This is a genomic window from Nocardiopsis sp. LDBS0036 (assembly GCF_041228755.1).
Taxonomy (GTDB): Bacteria; Actinomycetota; Actinomycetes; order Streptosporangiales; family Streptosporangiaceae; genus Nocardiopsis; species Nocardiopsis dassonvillei.
Genome location: NZ_CP141103.1, coordinates 5,256,969 through 5,280,582, shown reverse-complemented (window position 1 = coordinate 5,280,582; position 23,614 = coordinate 5,256,969). Strand labels below are relative to the sequence as shown.

22 protein-coding genes and 3 tRNA genes are annotated in these 23,614 nt (G+C 72.2%); 11 read left to right on the top strand and 14 right to left on the bottom strand.

Features of this window, described 5'->3' with window-relative positions; genetic code table 11:
* Positions 1-8 precede the first annotated feature (8 nt).
* Complete coding sequence (locus UIS43_RS22600; protein ID WP_013151260.1) at positions 9-242, top strand: Lrp/AsnC family transcriptional regulator; 234 nt, start codon at positions 9-11, stop codon at positions 240-242.
* Between the two features lie 30 nt (positions 243-272).
* The gene (locus tag UIS43_RS22595) at positions 273-740 is read left to right on the top strand and encodes a DUF3515 domain-containing protein (RefSeq protein WP_370011629.1); all 468 of its coding nucleotides are present in this window, start codon (positions 273-275) and stop codon (positions 738-740) included.
* Positions 741-1,116: 376 nt separating this feature from the next.
* Here the strand turns inward: UIS43_RS22595 and UIS43_RS22590 are convergent, their stop codons facing one another.
* Positions 1,117-1,911 (bottom strand): DUF3105 domain-containing protein, encoded by a 795-nt coding sequence (locus tag UIS43_RS22590; RefSeq protein ID WP_013151258.1) that lies wholly within the window; start codon positions 1,909-1,911, stop codon positions 1,117-1,119.
* Between the two features lie 89 nt (positions 1,912-2,000).
* Between UIS43_RS22590 and UIS43_RS22585 the strand changes: the two genes are divergently transcribed.
* The 7 genes from UIS43_RS22585 to UIS43_RS22555 all read left to right on the top strand — a co-directional run bounded on the left by UIS43_RS22585 (position 2,001) and on the right by UIS43_RS22555 (position 11,448).
* A complete protein-coding gene (locus tag UIS43_RS22585; RefSeq protein ID WP_013151257.1) occupies positions 2,001-2,732 on the top strand; it encodes a DUF305 domain-containing protein in 732 nt (243 codons plus the stop codon).
* A 400-nt stretch (positions 2,733-3,132) separates the two neighbouring features.
* On the top strand, positions 3,133-4,578 hold the full coding sequence (locus tag UIS43_RS22580; RefSeq protein WP_013151256.1) for a cytochrome ubiquinol oxidase subunit I: 1,446 nt from the start codon (positions 3,133-3,135) through the stop codon (positions 4,576-4,578).
* Positions 4,579-4,590: 12 nt separating this feature from the next.
* The gene (gene cydB, locus UIS43_RS22575) at positions 4,591-5,643 is read left to right on the top strand and encodes a cytochrome d ubiquinol oxidase subunit II (protein ID WP_013151255.1); all 1,053 of its coding nucleotides are present in this window, start codon (positions 4,591-4,593) and stop codon (positions 5,641-5,643) included.
* Between the two features lie 226 nt (positions 5,644-5,869).
* Positions 5,870-7,657, top strand: coding sequence for a thiol reductant ABC exporter subunit CydD (gene cydD, locus UIS43_RS22570; protein WP_013151254.1), 1,788 nt, complete (start codon positions 5,870-5,872; stop codon positions 7,655-7,657).
* A complete protein-coding gene (gene cydC / locus UIS43_RS22565) occupies positions 7,654-9,420 on the top strand; it encodes a thiol reductant ABC exporter subunit CydC (RefSeq protein WP_370011625.1) in 1,767 nt (588 codons plus the stop codon). The genes cydD and cydC overlap by 4 nt, the downstream gene beginning before the upstream one ends.
* A 337-nt stretch (positions 9,421-9,757) precedes the next feature.
* Positions 9,758-10,537 (top strand): RNA ligase family protein, encoded by a 780-nt coding sequence (locus UIS43_RS22560; RefSeq protein WP_370011623.1) that lies wholly within the window; start codon positions 9,758-9,760, stop codon positions 10,535-10,537.
* A gap of 59 nt (positions 10,538-10,596) precedes the next feature.
* Positions 10,597-11,448, top strand: coding sequence for an EI24 domain-containing protein (locus UIS43_RS22555; protein ID WP_071621302.1), 852 nt, complete (start codon positions 10,597-10,599; stop codon positions 11,446-11,448).
* Positions 11,449-11,704: 256 nt separating this feature from the next.
* Here UIS43_RS22555 and UIS43_RS22550 read toward each other — a convergent pair whose 3' ends face one another.
* The 5 genes from UIS43_RS22550 to UIS43_RS22530 all read right to left on the bottom strand — a co-directional run bounded on the left by UIS43_RS22550 (position 11,705) and on the right by UIS43_RS22530 (position 16,760).
* Complete coding sequence (locus UIS43_RS22550) at positions 11,705-12,250, bottom strand: Uma2 family endonuclease (RefSeq protein ID WP_370011620.1); 546 nt, start codon at positions 12,248-12,250, stop codon at positions 11,705-11,707.
* A gap of 175 nt (positions 12,251-12,425) precedes the next feature.
* Positions 12,426-13,550, bottom strand: coding sequence for a D-alanine--D-alanine ligase family protein (locus tag UIS43_RS22545; RefSeq protein ID WP_013151249.1), 1,125 nt, complete (start codon positions 13,548-13,550; stop codon positions 12,426-12,428).
* Positions 13,551-13,609: 59 nt separating this feature from the next.
* Complete coding sequence (locus tag UIS43_RS22540; protein WP_370011618.1) at positions 13,610-14,839, bottom strand: PLP-dependent aspartate aminotransferase family protein; 1,230 nt, start codon at positions 14,837-14,839, stop codon at positions 13,610-13,612.
* An 11-nt stretch (positions 14,840-14,850) separates the two neighbouring features.
* Positions 14,851-15,906, bottom strand: a complete 1,056-nt coding sequence (locus tag UIS43_RS22535; RefSeq protein WP_041552173.1) for an NAD(P)H-dependent glycerol-3-phosphate dehydrogenase — start codon at positions 15,904-15,906, stop codon at positions 14,851-14,853.
* Between the two features lie 8 nt (positions 15,907-15,914).
* Positions 15,915-16,760, bottom strand: coding sequence for a 1-acyl-sn-glycerol-3-phosphate acyltransferase (locus UIS43_RS22530; protein WP_013151246.1), 846 nt, complete (start codon positions 16,758-16,760; stop codon positions 15,915-15,917).
* 168 nt (positions 16,761-16,928) lie between these two features.
* On the opposite strand from UIS43_RS22530, the gene cofC reads away from it, so the two are divergent.
* Positions 16,929-17,621: a 2-phospho-L-lactate guanylyltransferase gene (gene cofC, locus UIS43_RS22525; protein WP_013151245.1), complete on the top strand. Its 693-nt coding sequence runs from the start codon at positions 16,929-16,931 to the stop codon at positions 17,619-17,621.
* A gap of 319 nt (positions 17,622-17,940) precedes the next feature.
* On the opposite strand, the gene UIS43_RS22520 is transcribed toward cofC, so the two are convergent.
* The 3 genes from UIS43_RS22520 to leuC form a co-directional block, all read right to left on the bottom strand.
* Positions 17,941-18,222, bottom strand: a complete 282-nt coding sequence (locus tag UIS43_RS22520; RefSeq protein WP_013151244.1) for an HU family DNA-binding protein — start codon at positions 18,220-18,222, stop codon at positions 17,941-17,943.
* Positions 18,223-18,571: 349 nt separating this feature from the next.
* Positions 18,572-19,168: a 3-isopropylmalate dehydratase small subunit gene (gene leuD, locus UIS43_RS22515; protein WP_013151243.1), complete on the bottom strand. Its 597-nt coding sequence runs from the start codon at positions 19,166-19,168 to the stop codon at positions 18,572-18,574.
* 25 nt (positions 19,169-19,193) lie between these two features.
* Positions 19,194-20,600 carry a 3-isopropylmalate dehydratase large subunit gene (gene leuC, locus UIS43_RS22510; RefSeq protein WP_013151242.1) on the bottom strand — a complete coding sequence of 469 codons (1,407 nt, stop codon included), beginning with the start codon at positions 20,598-20,600 and terminating at the stop codon, positions 19,194-19,196.
* 105 nt (positions 20,601-20,705) lie between these two features.
* On the opposite strand from leuC, the gene UIS43_RS22505 reads away from it, so the two are divergent.
* Complete coding sequence (locus tag UIS43_RS22505; RefSeq protein WP_013151241.1) at positions 20,706-21,440, top strand: IclR family transcriptional regulator; 735 nt, start codon at positions 20,706-20,708, stop codon at positions 21,438-21,440.
* A gap of 78 nt (positions 21,441-21,518) precedes the next feature.
* Here UIS43_RS22505 and UIS43_RS22500 read toward each other — a convergent pair whose 3' ends face one another.
* The 5 genes from UIS43_RS22500 to UIS43_RS22480 all read right to left on the bottom strand — a co-directional run bounded on the left by UIS43_RS22500 (position 21,519) and on the right by UIS43_RS22480 (position 23,499).
* Positions 21,519-22,436, bottom strand: coding sequence for a hypothetical protein (locus tag UIS43_RS22500; protein WP_358170786.1), 918 nt, complete (start codon positions 22,434-22,436; stop codon positions 21,519-21,521).
* A 186-nt stretch (positions 22,437-22,622) separates the two neighbouring features.
* Complete coding sequence (locus UIS43_RS22495) at positions 22,623-22,886, bottom strand: hypothetical protein (protein ID WP_013151239.1); 264 nt, start codon at positions 22,884-22,886, stop codon at positions 22,623-22,625.
* 232 nt (positions 22,887-23,118) lie between these two features.
* Positions 23,119-23,194, bottom strand: a tRNA-Glu gene (locus UIS43_RS22490).
* Between the two features lie 109 nt (positions 23,195-23,303).
* Positions 23,304-23,376 (bottom strand) — tRNA-Glu (locus UIS43_RS22485).
* Between the two features lie 51 nt (positions 23,377-23,427).
* Positions 23,428-23,499, bottom strand: a tRNA-Gln gene (locus tag UIS43_RS22480).
* Between the last annotated feature and the right edge of the window lie 115 nt (positions 23,500-23,614).

Genomic DNA, 23,614 nt, shown 5'->3' with positions numbered 1-23,614 from the left:
GAGTACTCATGGTGCAGGCATACATCCTGATCCAGACCGAGGTCGGTCAGGCAGCCGAGGTGGCGGGGCGCATCCGGGGCATCGAGGGGGTCGAGAAGGCCCACGACGTGACCGGGCCCTACGATGTCATCGTCCAGGCCAGCGCCGAAGACATCGACTCCCTGGGCACCCTCGTGGTGGCCCGGATCCAGCGGTTGGACGGCATCGCCCGGACTCTCACCTGTCCCATCGTCAACATCTGACGCATCGCGTCGTCCGGAGCGGGGTCTGCTGTGCTGAGTCGGTTCGCGTGCGCCGGTGTGGTCGCGGCCCTGGCCCTGGTGGCGACGGGCTGCGGCGCGCAGACGGTGCGGATGCAGCCGCCCGAGGCGGACGCGGCGACCGCCGAGGTCTGCGCCGACCTCGTCGCGGCGCTCCCCGACACCCTGCTGGGGGCGGAGCGGGCACAGGTGCGGCCCGACTCGGAGCTCACGGCGGCCTGGGGCGACCCGCCCATCGGACTGCGCTGCGGGGTGGAGCGCCCGGTGACGCTGACCAGCACCTCCTACCTACAGGAGGTCAACGGTGTTCCGTGGCTGCCGCAGCCGGAGGACGCCCCCACCATGTACACGGCGATCGGCCACGAAGCGTACGTGGAGCTGTCGATCCCGGCCGCCCACGGCGCCCCCGCCGCCGCGCTGTCCACGGTCAGCGACCTGATCGTCGAACACGTCTCCGCGCTTCCCGAAGGGGAGCTGTGACCCGGCACCCGTGATGAGGGGCCGGGAGCGTTCTCCCGTCGAGAGGGTTGTGTCCGCGCCCGCGCTCGGAGCGACCGGCGCGGTGGCGCGGGAGTCCCCGGCGGGCCCTCCCGACGGACACCGGCACGGCCGCGGCGCGGCGGCGTTCCCGGCCGGGCGGGACGGGCGCGTGCGCTGACGACGGGGCCCGGTGCGCGGGCACACCGAGGCGGGCGAAGGCGCGGCCTCTTTACCCCGCCAAGCCCGCCCACCAGCGGCCCGCGCGGCCTGTGGACGACCCGTACGACCTGTGGCCGACACGCGCGTGGGGCCGCCAGCGGACGCTGACGGCCCCACGTCGGTCATCACGGGGTCACGGTGACGGCGGAAAGTCCCGTCAGTTCTCCGCCCCGGCCGACTCCTCCGCGGACGGCTCGTCCTCGGCGGCGTCGGAGGGGGCGTCGGACGCCTCGTCCCCGGTGCCCTCCTCGGCTCCGGCGTCGCCGCCCTCGGGGCCCTCCATGGTCTCGGCGTCCACGCCGGCGCCGCTGCCGAGCATGGCGTCGACCTCCTCGGCGTTCTCCGCCACGCCGCCGGAGCAGGCGGCGCCCGGCTCGGGAACGTCGGTGCCGCGCTCGTACAGCCGCACGAAGCGCTGGAGGTTCTCGTCGTCGGCGCTCTCGGCGGTGATCTGGCGTCCCCAGCTGGAGGCGACGATCGGCGCGTCCAGCTCACCCGCGTAGGGGCTGATCACCAGGTAGTCGCCGGAGCTGTACATGTCGGTCAGCGTCTGGACCTGGTCCTCGGGCAGGTCGGGCCGGTAGTTGATCCACACCGCGCCGTGCTCCAGGGAGTGCACCGCGAACTCGTGGGTCACCGGCTCGGTGTAGACGCCGCAGTTCTGCCAGGCGTTCCAGTGGTCGCCGCCCACGGGCGGGGACTGCTCGTAGTTCACGCGCTGCCCGGTGTCCACGTGGACGTAGGAGCCGACCTCGTACTCCTCCACCCCCGAGATCGTGCGGCTGCGGAACTCCATGAAGACGAGGAAACCGATCAAACCCACGACCAGGACCACAGCGGTCGTGATACCGGTGGTGGTAAGGATTTTGCGGCGGCGTTCCTCTTTGAGGCGTTGCGCCTTCAGCTCGGCGGCGCGGCGGCGACGCTCCTCCGCCGTCTTCTTCTTGGCCACTGGGTCTCCTGGGATGGATGGTGACATTAGGGACTTACCTATCCTCTACTTTGGCACCAGAGTTGGGCGATTCGACCAGGATGGTTCCTATGGAACAGAAAAACGGTCCCGCGGCCGGGACCGCCGACCACGTCGGCGATGTCCCGGACGACGACGGGCCCCCGTGGGAGGACGGGGCGGCGGACGAGGAGACCCCGTCGCGGGTGTCCTGGCGCTCGGTACCGATGTGGATCACTGTGATCCTCGTCGTACTGGCCCTGGGCGGGGGTTACCTGCTGGGACGCCCGTCCTACCCGCTGGACACCGGCGCCGACGCCGGGTTCCTGCGCGACATGAGCGCGCACCACGCCCAGGCCGTGGACATGTCGATGCTCATCCTGGAGAGGACCGAGGATCCCGAGCTGCGCACGGTGGCCACCGACATCGCCCGCACCCAGCAGGCCCAGATCGGGATCATGCAGGGGTGGCTGATGGCCTGGGACCTCAACGCGCGCGGCGTGCGGGAGCCGATGGCCTGGATGGAGGGCCACGACCACGGCGGCGGGGGCGGCGAGGTCCCCGACACGATGCCGGGCCTGGCCTCCTCGGAGGAGATGGTCTCCCTGGAGGAGGCCACGGGCGAGGAGGCCGAACTCCTCTTCCTTGAGCTGATGATCGCCCACCACAAGGGCGGCATCGAGATGGCCGAGGCGGAGGTGGAGCTGGGCCAGGAGGACCTGGTCACCGACTTCGCGCAGGGGATGGCCGACTCCCAGCTCAAGGAGATCGACCTGATGGAGGGCATGATCGACCAGCGCCGGGACGGCGCCTCCGGCGACTGACCCCGCTTCCCCGGACACGGCGACGGCGGCCCACTCGCGGGTGGGCCGCCGTCGCCGTGTCCGGAACCTTTCGCGCCCGGCCGTCGCGTGGACCGAGCCGGTCCCGCCCGCGACCGTCCGCGCCCGGCCCCACCCGGAGCGCCAGGCGCCCCGGAGCGCGTGTGTCCGAACGCACACGACGGCTCGTCTCGCGGCCTCGCCCCTCCCTCCCGGGCGGCTTCCCCGCAGGTGACGGCGGTGGAGGTCCGTCGACAGCCCTCCCCGACGCGCCCCGGAGAGCCCGCACACCTACCAGCGAGACGCACGGAACACCGTTTTCCGCGGGACCCGCTGGAACTACGACACGCTGTAGAACTACGATTTGTAGTACTACCGGCGGTCGGTACTTGGAGAGGCGGGTATGGAAGCCCTTGAACTCGCGAGGTGGCAGTTCGGTGTCACCACGATCTACCACTTCCTGTTCGTACCCCTGACCATCGGGCTGTCGTTCATCGTGGCCGTGCTCCAGACCCTCTGGTACCGCACCGGCAGGCACGAGTACCTGCAGGCCACCCAGTTCTTCGGCAAGCTCTTCCTCATCAACTTCGCCATGGGCGTGGTCACCGGCATCGTGCAGGAGTTCCAGTTCGGCATGAACTGGAGCGAGTACTCCCGCTTCGTCGGCGACGTCTTCGGCGCCCCGCTGGCCATGGAGGCCCTGCTCGCCTTCTTCCTGGAGTCCACCTTCATCGGGCTGTGGATCTTCGGCTGGCACCGGCTGCCGCGGGGCGTCCACCTGGCCTGCATCTGGGCGGTCGCCATCGGCACCAACCTCTCGGCGTACTTCATCCTCGCCGCCAACGCCTGGATGCGGCACCCCGTGGGCTACACGGTCAACGAGGAGAACGGGCGCGCCGAGCTCACCGACATCTGGGCCGTGCTCAGCAACGACCAGGCCTGGTCCACCTACCTGCACACCGTCTCGGCCGCGTTCGTCACCGCCGGGCTGTTCGTCGTGGCGGTCAGCGCCTACAAGCTCTGGCGCAACAGCCACCACAACGACACCGGCGTCCCCGGTGTGGTCCCGCCCCGGAAGGACTTCGCCCTGTTCCGCGGCACGCTCAAGGTCGGCCTGGTCTTCACCCTGGTAGCCGGTGCCCTGGTGGTCTTCTCCGGCGACCACCAGGCCAAGCTCGCCGCCGAGTACGAGCCGATGAAGCTCGCCGCCGCCGAGGCCCTGTGGGAGACCGAGGAGGGCGCGGCCTTCTCCGCCCTGGCCGTCGGCGACACCGAGGAGCGCTACAACCCCATCGACATCACCATCCCCAACGTGCTCAGCTTCCTCGCCACCGGCCAGTTCGACGGCGAGGTGCACGGGATGAACAACCTGGAGGAGGCCTACGACGAGTACTACGGCCCCGGGGACTACACCCCCAACGTGTTCGTCGTGTACTGGTCCTTCCGCCTGATGATGGGCCTGGGCATGTTCGGGGTGGCGGTGGCCGCGCTCGGCCTCCTGCTCACCTGGGGCAGGGAGCGCACCCCGACCGGCAAGTGGTTCTACTACGCGGCCATGCTCGCGCTGCCCTCGGCGCTGGCCGCCAACATCTTCGGCTGGGTGCTCACCGAGATGGGCCGCCAGCCCTGGACCGTGCACGGTGAGCTGCTCACCGCGGCCAGCGTCTCCCCCGGGGTGAGCCTGGGGGCCGTCGCGGCGAGCCTGGCCGGGTTCACCGCGGTGTACGGGGTGCTCTTCGTCGTCGAGGTCGGCCTGCTCCTGAAGTACGTCAAGGCCGGACCCTCCCACCTCGTCCCCGACCTGGAGGACGACGAGGACGAGTCCAAGATCCCGCACTTCAGCTACTAGGAGCCAAGGACCATGGAACTGGCCGTCATCTGGTTCACCGCCATCTCGGTCCTGTGGATCGGGTACTTCGTCCTGGAGGGGTTCGACTTCGGGGTGGGCACGCTCATGCCCTTCATGGGCAGGCGCGACTCCGTCGACCGCCGGGTCGCCATCAACGCGATCGGGCCGGTCTGGGACGCCAACGAGGTGTGGCTGATCACCGCCGTCGGCGCGACCTTCGCCGCCTTCCCCGCCTGGTACGCCTCCCTGCTCAGCGGGTTCTACGCACCGGTGTTCCTCATCCTCGTCGCGCTGATCCTGCGCGGCGTGGCGTTCGAGTACCGGGGCAAGCGCGACAGCTCCGTGTGGCGCGCCTGGTGGGACCGGGCGATCTTCGCGGGCAGCACCGCGCCCGCCTTCCTGTGGGGCGTGATCTTCGCCAACGTCGTCCGGGGTGTGGCCATGGGCTCGGACCAGGTGGTCACCTCCTCGGTGGCCGACCTGCTCAACCCCTACGCCCTGCTCGGCGGGCTGACGACGCTGTCCCTGTTCACCCTGCACGGGGCGATCTTCCTGACCCTGAAGACCGACGGGCCGGTGCGGACCCGCGCGCGCCGGGCCGCCCTGTGGTCCGCGTGCGCCGCGGTACCGCTGGGCTCGGTCTTCCTGGCCTGGACCCAGCTCGCCCACGGCGACGGGACCACGACCCTGCCGCTCGTCGCCCTCTCCGCCGCCGCCCTGGCGGGCGGGGTCGCGGCGGCCTGGCGGCGCCGCGAGGGGTGGTCGTTCGCCTGCACCGCGGTGACCATCCTCACCGCGTTCGCCGCCCTGTTCACCGCGCTGTTCCCGAACGTGCTGCCCTCCACCACCGACCCCGCGTTCAGCCTGACCGTCGCGAACGCCTCCTCCGCCGAGTACACGCTGACCGTGATGTCGTGGGTGGCGGTGGTGTTCCTGCCGCTCGTGCTCCTCTACCAGGGGTGGAGCTACTGGGTGTTCCGCAGGAGGGTGACCGGCGAGACCGTGACGGGGGCGACCGTCACCCGCACCGACCACGGGGACAGGAACCCCGAACCCGCAGCCTGAGCGCGCCGCGGAGCCTCCCGGCGGACGCACCCGCCCGGGAGGCTTCCGGCCGCCCCGTCCGGAGGAGGGCCGCGGGGTCGGCCGGTCCGCGGGGCGCACCCGGTGGATACTGGGGCCGTCGCGCCCGCTCCGGCCGACCGGGACGGCACCGTGCCACCGTGAAGGCCCCAGCCACTCCGGGTCAGCCGTGCACCCGACCCGAACGACGTCGTGAGGTCCCGCACCCATGAAGCCCCTTGACCCGCGCCTGGTGCGCACCGCCAGCGCGGTACGCGCGCACCTGGCCGTCTCCGTGGCCAGCGGAGTGCTCATCACCGGCCTGATCCTGGTCCAGGCCTGGCTGCTGGCCCGCGCCGTCACCGGCGCCTGGCGGGGCGAGGGGCTGGACACCCTGGGCTGGGTGGTCGGCGCGGTCGCGGCCGTCGCCGTGGTCCGGGCCCTGCTGTCCTACGTGGCCGAGACCTCCGCGCTGCACAGCGCCGCGCGCACCAAGTCGCAGCTGCGCCGCCGGCTGGTGGCGCACGTGACCGGGTCGGGCAGGGTGTGGGCCGCCGAACCCGGAGGCGAGCAGGGCTCACCCAAGGCGGGAGAGCTGGTCACCCTGGCCACCCGGGGCCTGGACGCGCTCGACGACTACTTCGCCCGCTACCTGCCCCAGCTGGTCCTGGCCGCGATCGTGCCGCTCGCCGTGCTGGGGGTGGTGTTCTGGGCCGACTGGATCTCGGGGATCGTCATCCTGGTGACGGTGCCGCTGATCCCGGTGTTCATGGCGCTGATCGGCATGCACACCCAGCAGCGCACCGACCGGCAGTGGAAGCTGCTGAGCCGTCTGGGCGGACACTTCCTGGACGTGGTGGAGGGGCTGCCGACCCTGGCCGTGTTCCGCCGGGCCAAGGCGCAGGCCGAGATCCTGCGCCGGGTGGGCGAGGACCACCGGCGGGCGACGATGGGGACGCTGCGGATCGCCTTCCTGTCGGCGTTCGCGCTGGAGCTGCTGTCCACCCTGGCGGTGGCGCTGGTCGCGGTGGAGGTGGGCCTGCGCCTGCTGGGCGGCCACATGGACTACCAGACGGCGCTGCTGGTGCTGATCCTGGCGCCGGAGGCCTACCTGCCGCTGCGCGAGGTGGGCGCCCGGTTCCACGCGAGCATGGAGGGCGTGTCCGCCGCCGAGCAGGTGTTCACCGAGCTGGAACGCGGACGCGGAACGGCGCGGACCGGGGCCGCAGCCTCCGACGACACCGCCGAGGGCCCGGCGGCGGGATCCGGCCGCCCCTCCTCCCCCGCCCCGGCGACCGGCCGGCCCGCCCCCGCAGCCGGGGGCGACATCCGCTTCGAGGACGTGGAACTGCTCTACCCAGGACGGGACGTGCCCGCCCTGTCCGGACTGGACCTGGAGGTGGCGGCCGGGGAGCACCTGCTGCTCACCGGCCCCAGCGGGGCGGGCAAGTCCACCCTGCTGTCACTGCTCCTCAGGCTGAACGAGCCCACCCGCGGGCGCGTCAGCGTGCGCGCGCCGGGCGGGCGGTGGGAGCCCCTCGGCGGGATCGACGCCGACGACTGGCGCCTCGGCACCGCCTGGGTCCCCCAGAACCCCTACCTGTTCGACGTGTCCGTGGCCGACAACATCCGGCTGGGCTCGCCCGACGCCTCCCTGGAGCGGGTCCGCGAGGCGGCCCGGCTGGCCGAGGCCGACGCGTTCGTCCGCGCCCTCCCCGACGGCTACGACACCCGGCTCGGCGAGCGCGGCGCCCGGCTGTCGGCCGGGCAGAGGCAGCGGATCGCGCTGGCGCGGGCGCTGTGCCGGGACGCCCCGCTCGTCCTGCTGGACGAGCCCACCGCCCACCTGGACCCGGAGAGCGCCGCGGCGGTGCGCACGGCCGTCGCCCGGCTCCTGGAGGGACGGACCGCCGTCATCGTCGCCCACGACACCGGGTGGGCGCGCGGCGTCCTCGGGGACACCCTGCGGACCGCGTCGCTACCACTGCCGACCCAGGAAGGGAACGTGTCGCGATGAGCGCCGACACCGCCGCCCCCGACACGCTCCGGGTGCCCGGGCGCGAACGCCGCCGCGACCCGCTGCTGCGGATGACGGCACTGGCCCGGCCCCGCGGGGGCCGCTTCGCGCTCGGCGTGCTGCTGGGCGCCGCAGCGACCGGCGCGGCCGTGGCCCTGCTGGGCGTGGCCGCGTGGATGCTGGCCACCGCCGCCGACCACCCGCCCATCACCGCGCTGGGCGTGGCCGTGGTCGTCACCCGCGCGCTGGGCGTGGGCCGCGGAGTGGCCCGCTACCTGGAGCGGCTGGTCACCCACGACGCCGCGTTCCGCACGCTGGCCGAGGTCAGGGTGCGGGTGTACGAGCGGCTCGCCAGGACCGAGCCGTTCGGCCGCTTCCGGTCCGGCGACCTGGTGTCCCGACTGGTCAACGACACCGAGGCCACCCTGGACCTGCTGGTGCGCGGCCTGACGCCGCCCCTGGTCTCGGTGGTGACGGGCGGTGTCACGGTGCTGGTCCTGACCGCGCTGTACGTCCCGGGAGGGCTGCTGCTGGCGGCGGGCCTGCTACTGGCGGGGCTGGCGGTGCCGCTGGCCGCGGCCGCGCTGGGCCGGGAACCGGGCAGGCGCCAGGCCAGAGCGCGCGGGGAGCTGTCGACGACCCTGGTGGACACCCTGCACGGGGCGCCCGACCTGGTCGCCTACGGCGCCATGGACCAGCAGGTGGCGCGGGTGTACGCGGCCGACGAGGAGCTGACCCGGCTGGCGCGCAGGGACTCCGCGATCCTGGGGCTGGGCGCCGGGGCGAGCGCGCTGATCACCGGGCTGACCGTGTGGGGCGCGCTGTTCCTGGGTGTGGCCGCCGTGGCGGGCGGGACGCTGGACGCGGTGTCTCTGGCGGTGCTGGTGCTGGTGACGCTGGCGGCGTTCGAGATCGTGGCGCCGCTGCCCGCCGTGGCGGCAAGGCTGGGGGCGATCCGGGCGAGCGGCGCCAGGCTGTTCGGGGTCCTGGACACCCCGCCCGCGGTCGCCGCGCCCACGCGCACGGGCCTGGACCCGCACGGGGACGCGACGGTGCGGGTACGGGACCTGCGGGTGCGCTACGGACCCGGCGAACCGTGGGCGCTGGACGGGGTGGACCTGGAGATCCCCGCCGGATGGACGGTGGCGGTGATCGGCCCCAGCGGCGCGGGCAAGAGCACGCTGGCTTCGGTGCTGCTGCGGTTCCGCGATCCGGACGGCGGCCTGGTGGAGATCGGCGGGGAGGACGTCACGTCCTACCCGGCCGACGAGGTGCGCGGGGTGGTGTCGGGGGTGCCGCAGGACCCGCACGTGTTCGCCTCGACGCTGCGGGAGAACCTGCGGCTGGCCCGGCCCGGCGCGGAGGACGAGGAGCTGTGGGAGGCACTGCGGCGCGCGCGGCTGGCCGACGAGGTGACGGCGATGCCCGAGGGGCTGGACACGCGGGTGGGCACGCACGGCCTGGGCCTGAGCGGCGGGATGGTGCAGCGGCTGGCACTGGCCCGCGCCCTGCTGGCGGCGCCCCGGGTGCTGGTGCTGGACGAGCCGACCGCCCACCTGGACCCGGACACGCGCGACGCGGTGGTGGAGGACCTGCTGGCCGCGGCCGAGGGGTACTCCACCCTGCTGGTCACGCACGACCTGACGGGCCTGGACCGTGTGGACCGGATCTACGTGGTGCGCGACGGCCGGGTGATCCAGCAGGGCACGCACGAGGAGCTGTCCCGGCAGAAGGGCTGGTACCGCGACGTCAGCACGGACTGACCGAGGCCGGGGAACCGGCACACCTGTCCACAGGCCCGGGCCGCGGTGTTCGGGACGGCGGACGGCGGTGCAGACCTTGGTACGGGGGCGTACTGCGCTGTGGCACCGGCGGGAGCCCCATCACGAGCATGCCCCGCCCGGCCCTCCACCACCACCCCTGGTTCGCGCCTGTGGACAGGCCGTACTCCCCCGGAGTCCGCGGTGCACGCGTGCGGGGGGCTGACCGAAAACGGGGGGACGGGACGGGCGGCACTGGGATACCGTCCCACCGTGCCGCCCCGACAGACCGTTTGGAACGGGCGAGCCCGATGAGCCGGATGAGCCCCCTGGAGTGATCATGACCGCCCCCGACCTGCGCGCGCTCGACCTGTCCGTTCTCAACTCCGCCACCAAGTACCCCAGCATCCCCACCTACCACACCCTCGACCCCAAGAACGGGGAACTGCTGGAGGAGGCCACCGCCTTCACCGGCGACGTCGTGTTGACCGAGAAGGTGGATGGGGCGAATGCCCGTATTGTCTCCTTTCCTTCCGGGGACTACGTGCTGGGCAGCCGCGAGGAGCTGCTGTACGCCAGGGGCGACCTGATCGGGAACCCCGCCCTGGGCATCGTCGAGGCCCTGCGCGCCCTGGCCGACCGGATCACCCCTCCGATGACCGGGATCGCCGTCCACTACCTGGAGGTGTACGGGGGCAAGGTCACCGCGGCCAGCCGCGAGTACACCGGCGACCGCGCCGTCGGGTACCGGATGTTCGACTCGGCGGCCGTCACGGCCGAGGTGCTGTCCCGGCAGCGTCAGGAGATCTCCGCCTGGCGCGAGGGCGGGGGCCAGGGCTTCCTCCCCGAGGACGCGCTCTCCCTGCTCGCCGAGCGCGAGGGGATCGAGCTCACACCCCGGCTCGCCACCGTGCCCGCCGACAAGCTTCCCCAAGGCGTCGCCGAGACCTCGGAGTTCATCGCCGAACACCTGCCGGGCACCCGGGTGGCGCTGGACGGGGGCGCTGGCGGCCGGGCGGAGGGGATCGTGCTGCGCACCACGGACCGGTCGGTGATCGCCAAAGCCCGCTTCCAGGACTACCGGCGCACGCTCAAGCGCCGGTCCCAGCGCGGAGGATGACGGCCGGGGGCGCCCGGCCCGGATCTGACAGCGGGAGCGGTCTCCTCTAGGGTTCCCCCGTGGCCAATCCTGTTCGTGAGTTCCTCGGTGGCGTCGGCGCCCTCCTGCGCGGCTTCACCCTGCTGTTGCGTAAACCGCGCCTGTTCCTGCTCGGCGCCCTTCCCGCCCTGATCACGTCACTGGTGTTCCTGACGCTGTTCGTGCTCCTGGTGGTGAACCTGACCGACCTGGCCGACTGGGCGACGCCCTTCGCCGACGGCTGGGACCCCCTGTGGCAGGGACTGCTGCGCGGCGCCGTGTCCGTGGCGGTCCTGGCCGGGTCCCTCCTGCTGATGGTGGTGCTGTTCACGACGGTCACGCTGACCCTGGGCGGGCCGATCTACGACAAGGTCACCGAACTGGTCGAGAAGGAGCTGGGCAACGACCCCGGCGAGCTCGACGAGCCGCTGATGGCGTCGATGTGGCGGGCCGTCCGGCAGTCGCTGGCGATCGTGGCGGTATCCCTGCTGGTGACGGTGTTCGTGTTCGCGATCGGTTTCATCCCGCTGGTGGGCCAGGTGGTCGGTCCGGTGCTGGCCGCCGTGCTGGGCGGGTGGCTGCTGGCGGTCGAGCTGCTGGCGAGCGCGTTCGACCGGCGCGGGCTGACGACCATCCGCGAGCGGCGCCGGCACATGGGCACGCGGCGGGCGCGGGTGCTGGGCTACGCGGTGCCGACGTACTTCCTGTTGGCGATCCCGTTCCTGGCGGTCGTGGTCTTCCCCGCCGCCACCGCGGGCGCGGTGCTCCTCACCCGCGAGCTGGTCCCCACCCCGCCGTACCGGCCGGACCCCAAGGGCCCCCTGCCGGGACCGGGCGCTCCGGACGGGCAGCTTCCCGGCGGTCCCTTCCCGGGCGGACACGGTCAGGGCTGACCGGAGCCGGACCCTCCCGGCGCCACCGGCGGCGATCAGCGTTCCGCCAGCCGGAGCCGGGGTCGTCCACAGGCTGGCGGGGAGGGCTGGTGGCTCGGTCGCGGTGGGCGTACGCTCGCGGAGGGACCTCCGTGGCCCCGTCTACCCGGGTGGGCCCGCCCCCGTGTACCAGTGTCCTCGCGAACGCAGAAGGCGGGCAACCACCCGGTCGCCCGCCTGTGGATACTTCCGCCGCCCGACTCGGGCGTGCCCGTACTCACGTGAGCAGCGCGGAGGCCTCGATCTCGACGTCGAAGGGTTTGGGGAGGTTCACCGATCCCCCCCGTACGGCGCGAGCGACCTCCTGGTACTCGTCGCCCTTGGGGTCGGAGAAGAGCGCGACCTCACTCCTGCGGGGGTCGACGACCAAGTAGAGGGGTACTCCGGCTCTGGCGTACCCCCGTGCCTTGGCCTGCCAGTCGTGGAGGGCACTGCTCGGAGAGACGACCTCCACCGCGAGCTCCAACGCCTCTGCCGGCCGAATCCACTCCGGACCGTCCCACCCCTCGCCCTCGGCCAGAGCCGTCGGTATAACCAGGAGATCGGGAACGTAGCGGTCCCCGGTCCCACTGGCTTCCACCGTCGCCGTCTGCAGCATGTCGAGCCCCTCTTCCTCTACGTGAGAGAGAACCCTTTCAAGCTTCCTAACAGCCCTGGCGTGCCGGTAGGTCGGTGTCGGCGACACGATAATGCTCCCGTTGATGATCTCCGTGCGGTAACCATCCGGGAGTTCGAGGCTTTCAGCCAGCGTCGGGAGGTCCATCTTCGTCTCCTCCACCCGCTCTTGAGCAGCACACGTCATCTGTACCCCCTGCGGTATCCGGAACGCTGCTGAGCGTAACGAGAGCACCGTTCCAGCGTACGCGTTTTCGGAGAGAAACCCCAGAGAGTACACGGTCGGGCGAACGCTCGGGCCGCCCGCCCGGGGAGGGACCCTGCTACCGCAGGCCGGGGGCGCGGCGCAGCGCCGTGGAGATCATCCGCTCCACCAGGGCCGCGTAGTCCACGCCGGTGGCGGCCCACATCTGCGGGAAGGCCGACGCCGGGGTGAAGCCGGGCATGGTGTTGAGCTCGTTGACGAGGATGTCGCCGTCCTCGGTGTAGAAGAAGTCCACTCGGGCCAGGCCCTCGCACCCCATCGCCTCGAACACCTCGGCGGCCAGCGCGCGCAGACGCGCCGTGGCCTCCTCGGGGAGCTCGGCCGGGATGGTCAGGCTGCTCGTGGACAGGTACTTGGCCTCGAAGTCGTAGAAGTCGAAGCCGTCGGCGACGTGCACCTCGGCCGGGAGGGACACGTCGGGCGTGCCGCCGTCCTCGGACTCCAGCACGCCGCACTCCACCTCGCGGCCCACGACCTGGGCCTCCACCAGGACCTTGGGGTCGTGCTCGCGGGCGGCCTCGACCGCGGCGACCACCGCGTCGGCGTCGGAGGAGTCCTCCACCTTGCTGATGCCGACGCTGCTGCCCGCGCGGGCGGGCTTGACGAACACGGTGGCGCCCAGCTCGGCCACGTCGTCCAGCACCCTCTTGCGCTCGGTGCGCCACTGGCGGTCGGTGATGGCCACGAAGTCGCTGGTGGGGATGCCGTTGCCGCGCAGCATGGCCTTCATGAAGACCTTGTCCATGGAGGCGGAGCTGGAGAACACCCCGGCCCCGGCGTAGCGCACGCCCATCATCTCGAACAGCCCCTGGATGGTGCCGTCCTCGCCGAAGGGGCCGTGCAGCAGCGGCAGCACCACGTCCACCCCGGCCAGGCGCTCGGGGCCCTTGACCGGGTCCACGACCATCAGCTGGCCCGCCGAGTCGAAGGGCAGCGCGAGGTCGACGCCGTCCTCGGACACCGACGGCAGCGCTCGGGTGCCCGCGTCGATGCGCAGGCTCTCGGGGTCGCCCGAGGTCAGCACCCAGTTGCCCGTACGGGTGATACCGACCGGCACGATCTCGTAGCGGTCGTGGTCGACGACGGACAGCACGCTGCCCGCGGTGACGCAGGAGATCTCGTGTTCGGAGCTACGCCCGCCGAAGACGACGGCCACCCGAATCTTGCGCTGTTCGGACGACATGCTGCCTGACCCTATCTCGCCGTTGGTTGGAACCGGAGCGGGTGGAACCCCGCGGTGTGTCAGCTGTCCCCGCCGAGGGCCGCCAGGGCGTCCTCGACGAGGTCACGGGGGTCCTCCAGGCCGACGGAGAAGCGCACCGCCCCCGGGGAGATGCCCGCGGCGGCCAGTTCCCGCTCGCTCATGCTGCGGTGCGACGTGGAGGCGACGTGTCCGGCGAGCGTGTGCGTGCCGCCCAGCGAGGCGGCGATGGTGGCCACGCGCAACCGGTCGGCGAAGGCCATCCCGGCCTCGCGTCCGCCGCGCGGGTGCACGGTCACGACCGCGCCGTAGCGGCCGCGGTCGAACAGCTTGTCGGCGAGCGCCGACTGGGGGTGGGAGGCCAGCGAGGGGTGGTCCACCCGCTCCACCAGGGGGTGTCCCTCCAGTGCCGCGGCGAGGGCCGCCGCGCTCTCGCACTGGCGCTGCACCCGCAGCGGCAGCGTCTCCAGCCCCCGGTGCAGCAGGTAGGCCTCGTCGGGGGCCAGGCAGGGGCCCAGGTCCACGCGCGCGGAGCGAATGCGCCCGATCAGGTCGGGCGAGGCCACGGCCACGCCACCGGTGGTGTCGCTGTGGCCTCCGATGTACTTGGTGGCCGAGTGCACGACCACGTCGGCGCCGTGCTCCAGCGGTCGGCACACGGCCGGGGAGGCGAAGGTGGAGTCCACCACCAGGGCGGCGCCGGCTTCGTGGGAGATCCGTGCCAGCTCGGGCAGGTCGGAGACGGTCATGGTGGGGTTGGACAGCGTCTCGGTGAACACCATCCGGGTGTCGGGTCCCACGGCGGCGCGCACGGCGTCGAGGTCGGTGATGTCCACGAAGTCGGTGCGCACGCCGAACCGGCGCAGCAGCCGGTCCAGCAGCGAGTGGGTGTTGCCGTAGATGGACTGTGAGGCCACCACGTGCGACCCGGCCTCGGTCAGCGCCATGAACACCGTGCTGAGCGCGCCCATGCCCGAGGAGAAGGCCTGTCCGCGCACCGGACCCGGTACACCGGCGCCCTCCAGGGCCGCGACGGCGTCGGAGAACGCGTCCACGGTGGGGCTGTCGATGCGCGCGTAGGAGTAACCCGGCCGGGTGCCCGCCAGCACGTCCGCGTACTCCTGGGAGGTGTCGAACGCGTAGGTGGTGGCCCGGTGGACGGGCATGCGCATCGGGCGCTCGGCGGGAACCGGCGCCTGCGGGAGGGAGACCGCCCGCGTGTACTCGCCCTCGGCCCCGGCTCCCGCCGCGGACCCTGGTGTGTGTGACATCGTGCTCGCTCTCAGACCCCGTAGCGCTCGGGCTTGGCGCTGCGCGCCATGAAGGCGGCCAGCGCCTCGGCCGGGCTCAGGTCGTGGTGCATCATCTTGACGACGGCCTCGGTGATCGGCATGTCGACCCCGTGGGCCCATCCGAGTTCCAGGACGGACTCGGAGGACTTGACCCCCTCGGCCGTCTGCTTGGTCTCCGCGACGACCTGTTCGAGGGTTTTACCAGCGCCCAGTTTCTCACCGAAAGTCCGGTTTCGCGACAGCGGCGACGAGCATGTCGCGACCAGGTCACCCATCCCGGCCAGGCCGGACAGGGTGTGCTCGTCCGCGCCCAGGGCCACCGCCAGGCGCGTGGTCTCGGCCAGGCCGCGGGTGATGAGGGACGCCTTGGTGTTGTCCCCGAAGCCCATGCCCTCGGCCACGCCGACGGCCAGGCCGATCACGTTCTTCATCGCGCCGCCGATCTCCACCCCGACCAGGTCGGTGCTGGTGTAGGGGCGGAAGTAGGCCGACCTGAACAGGCTCTGGAGCCGCACGGCCGTCGGCTCGTGCGGGCAGGCGACCACGGCGGTGGCGGGCTGGCGCTCGGCGATCTCGCGGGCCAGGTTGGGGCCCGAGACGACCGCGATGCGCTCCTCGGAGTACTCCAGGACCTCGGCGATGATCTGGCTCACCCGCATGCGGGTGCCCAGTTCCACGCCCTTCATGAGGCTGACGACCACCGCGTCCTCGCGCAGGTGGGGGCGCCAGTCCACGAGGTTGGCCCGCAGCGTCTGCGACGGCACCGCCAGCACCACCACGTCGGCCTCCGCCAGCGCCTTGGGGGCGTCGGTGGTGGCGCGCAGGCGCGGGTTGAGGGCGATCCCGGGGAAGTAGTCGGGGTTCTGCGAGGTCTCGTTGACCGCGTCGACCACCGAGGACCGCCGCCCCCACAGGACCACCTCGGCGGCGGGGCCGTCCGGACGGCGTTCCCTGGTCAGGTCGGCCGCGTCCGCGATGATGTTCGCGAACACGGTGCCCCACGATCCCGCGCCGAGAACGGCGATCCTCACGTCGTCGCTACCCATCGGCTCCGTCATGCCCCCACGCTGTTCCCGCCGTTGTCGCTCTTCGCCCCGGCCTGGTCGTCGGCCGGCGCCGTGCTGTCCGCCGCGGCGGCCGTGCCGCCCTCCACGGGGGGCCGCTCCTCGCTCCCGGCGGCCGCGGCCCGCGCCTTCCTGGGGTCGTAGGGGACCGCGGGCGGCTCCTCGCCGCGGATCCGCGCCTGGAGGGCGGTGATGTCGGCCATGATCGCCTCGGTGGCCTCCCGCAGGACCGTTCCGGTCAGCGGCTGGTCCCGGAACCGGGACAGGTCCACGGGCGGTCCGGCCAGGAACTCCACGCGCTTGCGCGGGAACAGCCTGACCTTCTTGGTGCCGTAGGGCATGATGTGCTGCTCGCCCCAGTGCGCAACCGGGACCACGGGCACGCCCGTGGTGAGGGCCAGGCGCGCCACGCCGGTCTTGGCGGTCATCGGCCACAGGTTCGGGTCCCGGGTGCAGGTGCCCTCGGGGTAGAAGATCACCGAGGCCCCGTCCCGGGTGAGCGCCAGCTCGGCCTCGTGGAGCGCCTTGACGGCGTCGGTGCTGCCGCGCTTGACGGGGATCTGGCCGGTGCTCCTGGCCACCGCGCTCACCACGGGGATGCGCATGACCCCCTCCTTCATGGTGAAGGTCGGCCAGCGCCGGGCGCCGATGTAGAGGAAGTGGGCGACCGTCAGCGGGTCCGCGAGGGACAGGTGGTTGAGGGCGATGATCGCGCCGCCCTTGGCGGGGACGTGCTCGGTGCCCCTCCAGTCCGGCTTGGTCACGAACCACAGGACGAACCGGACGATCCGGGAGACGACCGCTTTCACCCACCGGGATTCTCGTTGCTTGGCCACGGGACTCCTCACTCCATCACTCCGGGCCCGTCGAGGCCGCACAGCACAACCGATTCAGTGTAGGGCGTGTTCGGCGGATACGGCCCGTCGCGGGCGTCGCCGCCGACGGCTCCCCGCCGAACGCCTACCCTCGTCACTGTCGTGCCGTACCGACGTTCCGGGGGGACCGTGACCGGCTGTGGAGAACAGGGCGGGGCGCCGCGGCCCGGGGCGCGCTGGTCCCTGGTCGTCCCGGTGAAGCGCCTCGGCCGCGCCAAGACGCGGCTGGCCCCGGTCGCGGGGGGCCGCCGCGAGGACCTGGCGCTGGCCATCGCCTGCGACACGGTGGCCGCGGCGCGGGCCTGCCCCGGGGTGGCGGCGGTGTTCGCGGTGACCGAGGACGCGCGCGCGGGCGCCGAACTGGCCCGGTTGGGCGCGGTCGTGGTGGGCGGAGAGCCCGGCACGGGGCTGAACCCGGCGCTGGAGCACGGGGCGGCCTTCGCGCGGCGGCGTCTGCCCGGGCTCGGGGTGTGCGCCCTGTCCGCCGACCTGCCCGCGCTGCGTCCCGAGGAACTGGAGCGGGTCCTGGCCGCGGCGGCCGGGCACGGCCGCTCCTTCCTGGCGGATGCTCCCGGTGTGGGCACGACGCTGTTCGCCGCCGCGCCCGGGCACCCGTTCACCCCGGCCTTCGAGGGGCCCTCGCGGGTCCGCCACCTGTCCGGGGGCGTCAGGGAGCTGGTGGTGCCGGACGTGGCGTCGGTGCGGCGCGACGTGGACACGTTCGAGGACCTGCGCGCCGCGGTGGCGCTGGGCGTGGGCCCCAGGACGCGCGGGCTGTGGGAACTCGTGGACGGCGGCCTGTGTCCGCAGAACGCGCCCTGAGCCCTCCTGAAGGCCGGAACACCCCCGTCCCGCCGCTCGGGCGCCGCAGAGGCCCTGGGCGCCCCTCATGCGTCCACATGGGTCTCATGAGGCCCTGGCGCGCCTTCCTGGTGCCCCTCATGCGCCTCACGGGCCTCATGAGGCCCTGACGCGCCTTCCTGGAGCTCCTCCTGCGCCACATGAGCCTCGCAAAGACTCTGGCGCACCCCTCCTGGGCTCCCCGTACGTCCCATGGACCTCACAGGGCCCACAAACGCGTTCCGCCCGGGCCCCTCGAAGGGGACCCGGGCGGACGGACCCGTCGCCGTGCGGTGGCGGGTTACTTCTTGTCGCCGTTGACCAGAGCCTTGAAGTCAGCGCCAGCGCGGAACTTCGGAACGAAGCTCGCGGGGACGTTGATGGTGGCGCCGGTGGCGGGGTTGCGGGCCGTGCGGGCCGCGCGCTCGGACTTCTCGAAAACACCGAAGCCGGTGATGGCGACCTTGTCGCCCGACGCCACGGTGGCCTGAATGGTGTCAAGCACAGCGTTGACCGCTTCGGTCGCGGTCTTCTTGTCTCCGAGCCGATCGGAGATCGCGTCGATCAGGTCACGCTTGTTCATAAGGTTCCTCCGGTTCCCCCTTGCTCGCACGAAATTAGGGGAAGCAGAGGCCCTTACACAAATACAAACGCCTACGGGCAGGGCGTGTCGGGCCCATCCCCACCTGCGCGGCAGCTTCCGCGGGACTCCGGTCCAGACCGGAGACACCCCCGGCTTCAGTCCCTTTTGACCCCTTCTGCGAGCCTCAAATGCCTACGTATAACCGGATTCCGGGCACGAGACACGCTGAGCTTAAGGACGGAAGACCCGTAAGCAGGCGCTCACAGCATGTAAAGGTAAAATATTTCTGGACCGGGGGTGGCCTGCGTCACACAGGCCGCGAATCCCCGGCCCAGAAGCCGATCAGTGTCTAGAGGGTCACCGGCAGCCAGGGCTTGCGGGTGCCCTCGAACTCCCCGATCTCGTCCGTGTGGCGCAGGGTCAGGGCGATGTCGTCCAGGCCCTCCAGGAGCCGCCAGCGGGTGTAGTCGTCCAGCTCGAAGGGCTCCCGCACGTCCGCCGCCGGAACCCGCACCTCGCGCTCGACCAGGTCCACGGTCACCTCGGTGGCGGGGTCGGCCTCGACGGCCGCCCAGACGCGGTCGATGACCTCCTGGGCCAGCAGGACCGTCAGCAGGCCGCCCTTGAGCGAGTTGCCGCGGAAGATGTCGGCGAAGCGCGAGGACAGCACGGTCTTGAAGCCGTAGTCCTGGAGCGCCCACACGGCGTGCTCGCGCGAGGAGCCCGTGCCGAAGTCCGGCCCGGCCACCAGCACGGACGCGCCCTGGTACTCGGGGCGGTTGAGGACGAAGTCGGGGTCGGACTTGCGCCACTCGGCGAACAGGCCGTCCTCGAAGCCGGTCCGGCTGACCCGCTTGAGGTAGACGGCCGGGATGATCTGGTCGGTGTCGACGTTGCTCGCGCGCAGCGGCACGGCCCGACCGGTGTGGACGTCGAACTTCTCCATGAGAGGTCTCTCCTAACGGGGCGCGCTAGAGGGCGGCCAGGTCGGCGGGCGAGGACAGGGTGCCGCGCACCGCGGTGGCGGCGGCCACCTGCGGCGACACCAGATGGGTGCGTCCGCCGCGGCCCTGGCGGCCCTCGAAGTTGCGGTTGGAGGTGGAGGCGCTGCGCTCGCCGGGCTTGAGCTGGTCGGGGTTCATGCCCAGGCACATCGAGCAGCCGGCCTCGCGCCACTCGGCGCCGGCCTCCTCGAAGACCCGGCCCAGGCCCTCCTCGTTGGCCTGCTCCTTGACCCGCATGGAGCCGGGGACGACGAGCATGCGCACGCCCTCGGCCACCCTGCGGCCGCGGATGATCTCGGCGGCGGCGCGCAGGTCCTCGATGCGGCCGTTGGTGCACGAGCCCAGGAAGACGGTGTCCACGCTCACCTCGCGCATCGGCGTTCCGGCCGCGAGGTCCATGTAGGCCAGGGCCTTCTCGGCGGCGGCGCGGGCGGAGGGGTCCTCGAACGAGGCGGGGTCGGGCACGGAGGCGTCCAGCGGCACGCCCTGGCCGGGGTTGGTGCCCCAGGTGACGAACGGGCTGAGCTCGTCGGCGTCCAGCACGACCTCGGCGTCGAAGACCGCGCCCTCGTCGGTGCGCAGGCTCTTCCAGTGCTCGACCGCGGCGTCGAAGTCCTCGCCCTGGGGCGCGTGCGCCCGGCCGCGGATGTAGTCGAACGTGGTCTGGTCCGGGGCGATCATCCCGGCGCGGGCGCCCGCCTCGATGGACATGTTGCACACGGTCATGCGGGCTTCCATGGACAGGGCCTCGATGGCCTCGCCCCGGTACTCGATGACGTAGCCCTGGCCGCCGCCGGTGCCGATCTTGGCGATGACCGCGAGGATGACGTCCTTGGCGGACACTCCCGGCCGCAGCGTGCCGTTCACGGTGACGGCCATCGTCTTGAAGGGGGCCATCGGCAGGGTCTGGGTGGCCAGGACGTGCTCGACCTGGCTGGTGCCGATGCCGAAGGCCAGGGCGCCGAACGCGCCGTGGGTGCTGGTGTGGCTGTCACCGCAGACGATGGTCATGCCCGGCTGGGTCAGGCCCAGCTGGGGGCCGACCACGTGCACCACGCCCTGCTCGATGTCGCCCATCGGGTGCAGCCGCACGCCGAAGTCGGAGCAGTTCTTGCGCAGCGTCTCGACCTGCTTGCGGGAGACCGGATCGGCGATGGGGGCCAGCAGGTCCTGGGTGGGGACGTTGTGGTCCTCGGTGGCGATGGTCAGGTCCGGGCGGCGCACGGACCGGCCCGCCAGGCGCAGGCCCTCGAAGGCCTGCGGGCTGGTCACCTCGTGGACGAGGTGGAGGTCGATGTAGAGCAGGTCCGGCTCGCCGTCGGCACGCCGGACGACGTGCTCCTCCCAGACCTTCTCGGCCATCGTGCGTGCCATGGGCGATCGCCTCTCTCGTAATCGTCTCGGGCGCGTCTCGTGTGGAGCCCTGCGCGGACTGCGGCCTGACTTGCATTCCATATTTCGAGACGGCAATATCAAGCCATGGACAACTCTAGCTCATCCAGCGGCGTCGGTGTCCTGGACAAGACCATGTCCGTCCTCGACGCCCTGGAGTCGGGACCGGCGTCCCTGGCCCAGTTGGTACAGATCACCGGTCTGGCCCGGCCGACGGCCCACCGGCTGGCGGTGGCGCTGGAGCGCCACCGCATGGTCACCCGCGACAGCCAGGGGCGCTTCGTGCTGGGCCCGCGCCTGGGTGAGCTGTCGATAGCGACCGGCGAGGACCGGCTGCTGGCCGTGGCCTCCCCCGTCCTGGTGCAGCTGCGCGACCTGACCGGGGAGAGCGCGCAGCTCTACCGCCGCCAGGGGGACCTGCGGGTGTGCGTGGCCGCCTCCGAGCGCAGCAGCGGGCTGCGCGACACGGTCCCGGTCGGCAGCGAGTTGCCCATGAACGCCGGTTCGGCCGCCCAGGTACTGCTGGCCTGGGAGGACTCCGACCGCATCCGCCGCTCCCTGCTGGGGGCGCGGTTCACGGCGGCCAGCCTGGCCCAGGTGCGCCGCCGCAGGTGGGCCCAGAGCGTAGCCGAGCGCGAGCAGGGCGTGGCGTCGGTGTCCGCGCCGGTGTCGGGCCCCGGGGGGCGCGTGATCGCCGCCGTGTCGGTGTCGGGCCCCATAGAGCGCCTGACCCGCTCCCCCGGCCGCATCCACTCCCAGGCGGTCCTGTCGGCGGCGGAGAAGATCAGCGAGTCCCTGCACAGCTACGAGGGCGCGCACTAGCCGGGCCGCCCCACCCCGGCGGGCCGCCCCGAAGGCGGCCCACCGGAGGGGGTCGTGGTGAAGCGCCCGGAGGCGGGGTCAGGCGCCGACGAGGTCCATCGGCGACCGCGCGGTGATGGGCGCGGTCTTGGTGGACGCGCCCTCCGACGCGACGGTGAACTCGCTCTCGGGCGACAGGGCGATCATCCCCAGCCAGTCGCGCACGGTCATCCCGGGCACCAGCTCGGTCGCGTCACCGCGCTCACCCTCCCCGTCGACCATGACCAGGGCGTGGATGCGGTTGGTCACCGTGGCGAGCACGACCGGGTGCTCGAACGCCTCCAGCCTGCGGAAGACGTCCACCGCCTCGTCCCGGGGCGAGCAGACCAGCACCGTGTAGCGGCCGCGGGCGTCGCGCACCCGCGGGTTCTTCACCAGGTAGTGGATGAACTCGCGCGTGGTGCGGGCGTGCGCGGCCAGCAGCCTGGCCACCCGGCGCGCGTCGGGGCTGTTGGCGTGGCGGACCAGGGCGAGCTCGACCTTGCGCGAGGTCTGGAGCAGCCAGTCGATCTCGGACATCTCCGTCCGCGTGGGCCGCAGCTGACCGTCGTCCAGGCCGATCCCGCGCAGCCACGCGTTGACCTCGGACCACAGCCACACCAGGGATCGGCCCACGGCCGCCTCGGGCGCGGGGAAGGGGACGCCGTCGTGCCGCTGCCCGCGGACCCACTGGTCGACGTTCTGCCTGCTCCTACCGGTGATCTCGGCGATGTCGGAGATCCCGACCAGCTCCCGGTCGAGGCGGACGATCCGCACGCCGGGCACCGTCACGTGGACGCGCTCCACCAGCGACCTGGCCGCCGTGACCGCGTCCGGGCCGAGCGCGGCCACGGACAGGCGCAGGGACCCGTGCCAGGAGGAGACGAGGGCGTCGAAGCCCTCGCTGAGGGCCTGGACGGTGTCGTGGTCGTCCAGGTCGAACCCGTCCACGACGAAGACGAACTCGTACTCGGCCATCGGCCTCGCCTTCCTCCGGAGCGTCCTCCGATGTGCGCCGGGCTACCGGCCGCGGTCAACGGCCGCGAGGCCCCCGAACCCGCCGGGCGCCACCCATCCGTTGGCAAACGTCAACACAAGGATACCCGGAACGGCCGGGCCCCACCACGGCCTGGGCCGCCGGAACCGCCGACGCCCGGACCGTCCTCACTCGCGGGGTCCGCCCGCGCCCCGCCGGGGGTCGTCCGGGGGCATCGGACAGCGCCGCGCCTCCTGCCGGATGCGGCGCGCGGCCCGGCCGGAGTTGCGCGGCGTCCCGGGGACCTGGATGCGGGTGCAGCCGCAGTCGCAGTACAGACGCCCCCAGTGTCCCTCCTGCCTCAGCACCCACCCCTGTTCGCACAGATCCTTGAGGACCTCGCGCAGCTCCTTGTCCTGGTGGTTGCCCGGGCCGAGCTCACGGCCGGTCACGGCGCGCCCGGGGGCGCCGGTCCGGTCCGGACGGCTGGGGAGGCAGGGTCGCTCTTCATACGCTCCGACAGGGATTGAGGGGCCGGGGAACCGCGCCCACCCAGTATCCCAGGGGCGTCTCAGCGCCGCGGACCCGCCTTCCGCGGCCCGGGAGGGGGCCGCGCGGTTCCGGAGGGCTTCCGGGGCCGGAGAACACGAAAGGCCCCATCCTGGTGGATGGAGCCTCGCCTGCTGGTACCCCCGAGCGGATTCGAACCGCCGTTACCGCCTTGAGAGGGCGGCGTCCTAGGCCACTAGACGACGGGGGCCGGACTGGTCCGGGCGGACCTCTACCGAGATACCCGCCCCAACCGGACACCGGTGGCATGCACCGGCCAGAAAGAAAGCCCCCACCTGGTGAGAGCTTCTCCCTCTGTGTACCCCCGAGCGGATTCGAACCGCCGTTACCGCCTTGAGAGGGCGGCGTCCTAGGCCACTAGACGACGGGGGCGCGCTTTCGGGTCTGCGACCCGCGCGGTCAGCGCCTCAACGCTGACCTGCGCTGGGGTACCAGGACTCGAACCTAGACTAACTGAACCAGAATCAGTCGTGCTGCCGATTACACCATACCCCAGTGCTCTGGGAGGACCCGGTCCGCTTTCGCTTCCCCGTCCCCCTCGGCGACGTGGACAACTCTAGCGGACATTCGGAGTGGTCGCGAACCGGAATCGGGGCGGCCGGGCTGTGGC

Bases quoted from the DNA above. Each gene is read 5' to 3' on its own strand.
- UIS43_RS22600 (WP_013151260.1), top strand. From the start codon at position 9: ATGGTGCAGGCATACATCCTGATCCAGACCGAGGTCGGTCAGGCAGCC.
- UIS43_RS22585 (WP_013151257.1), top strand. From the start codon at position 2,001: ATGGAACAGAAAAACGGTCCCGCGGCCGGGACCGCCGACCACGTCGGC.
- UIS43_RS22580 (WP_013151256.1), top strand. From the start codon at position 3,133: ATGGAAGCCCTTGAACTCGCGAGGTGGCAGTTCGGTGTCACCACGATC.
- cydB (WP_013151255.1), top strand. From the start codon at position 4,591: ATGGAACTGGCCGTCATCTGGTTCACCGCCATCTCGGTCCTGTGGATC.
- cydD (WP_013151254.1), top strand. From the start codon at position 5,870: ATGAAGCCCCTTGACCCGCGCCTGGTGCGCACCGCCAGCGCGGTACGC.
- cydC (WP_370011625.1), top strand. From the start codon at position 7,654: ATGAGCGCCGACACCGCCGCCCCCGACACGCTCCGGGTGCCCGGGCGC.
- UIS43_RS22560 (WP_370011623.1), top strand. From the start codon at position 9,758: ATGACCGCCCCCGACCTGCGCGCGCTCGACCTGTCCGTTCTCAACTCC.
- UIS43_RS22550 (WP_370011620.1), bottom strand. From the start codon at position 12,250: ATGGACCTCCCGACGCTGGCTGAAAGCCTCGAACTCCCGGATGGTTAC.
- UIS43_RS22545 (WP_013151249.1), bottom strand. From the start codon at position 13,550: ATGTCGTCCGAACAGCGCAAGATTCGGGTGGCCGTCGTCTTCGGCGGG.
- UIS43_RS22540 (WP_370011618.1), bottom strand. From the start codon at position 14,839: ATGTCACACACACCAGGGTCCGCGGCGGGAGCCGGGGCCGAGGGCGAG.
- UIS43_RS22535 (WP_041552173.1), bottom strand. From the start codon at position 15,906: ATGGGTAGCGACGACGTGAGGATCGCCGTTCTCGGCGCGGGATCGTGG.
- UIS43_RS22520 (WP_013151244.1), bottom strand. From the start codon at position 18,222: ATGAACAAGCGTGACCTGATCGACGCGATCTCCGATCGGCTCGGAGAC.
- leuD (WP_013151243.1), bottom strand. From the start codon at position 19,168: ATGGAGAAGTTCGACGTCCACACCGGTCGGGCCGTGCCGCTGCGCGCG.
- leuC (WP_013151242.1), bottom strand. From the start codon at position 20,600: ATGGCACGCACGATGGCCGAGAAGGTCTGGGAGGAGCACGTCGTCCGG.
- UIS43_RS22505 (WP_013151241.1), top strand. From the start codon at position 20,706: ATGGACAACTCTAGCTCATCCAGCGGCGTCGGTGTCCTGGACAAGACC.
- UIS43_RS22500 (WP_358170786.1), bottom strand. From the start codon at position 22,436: ATGGCCGAGTACGAGTTCGTCTTCGTCGTGGACGGGTTCGACCTGGAC.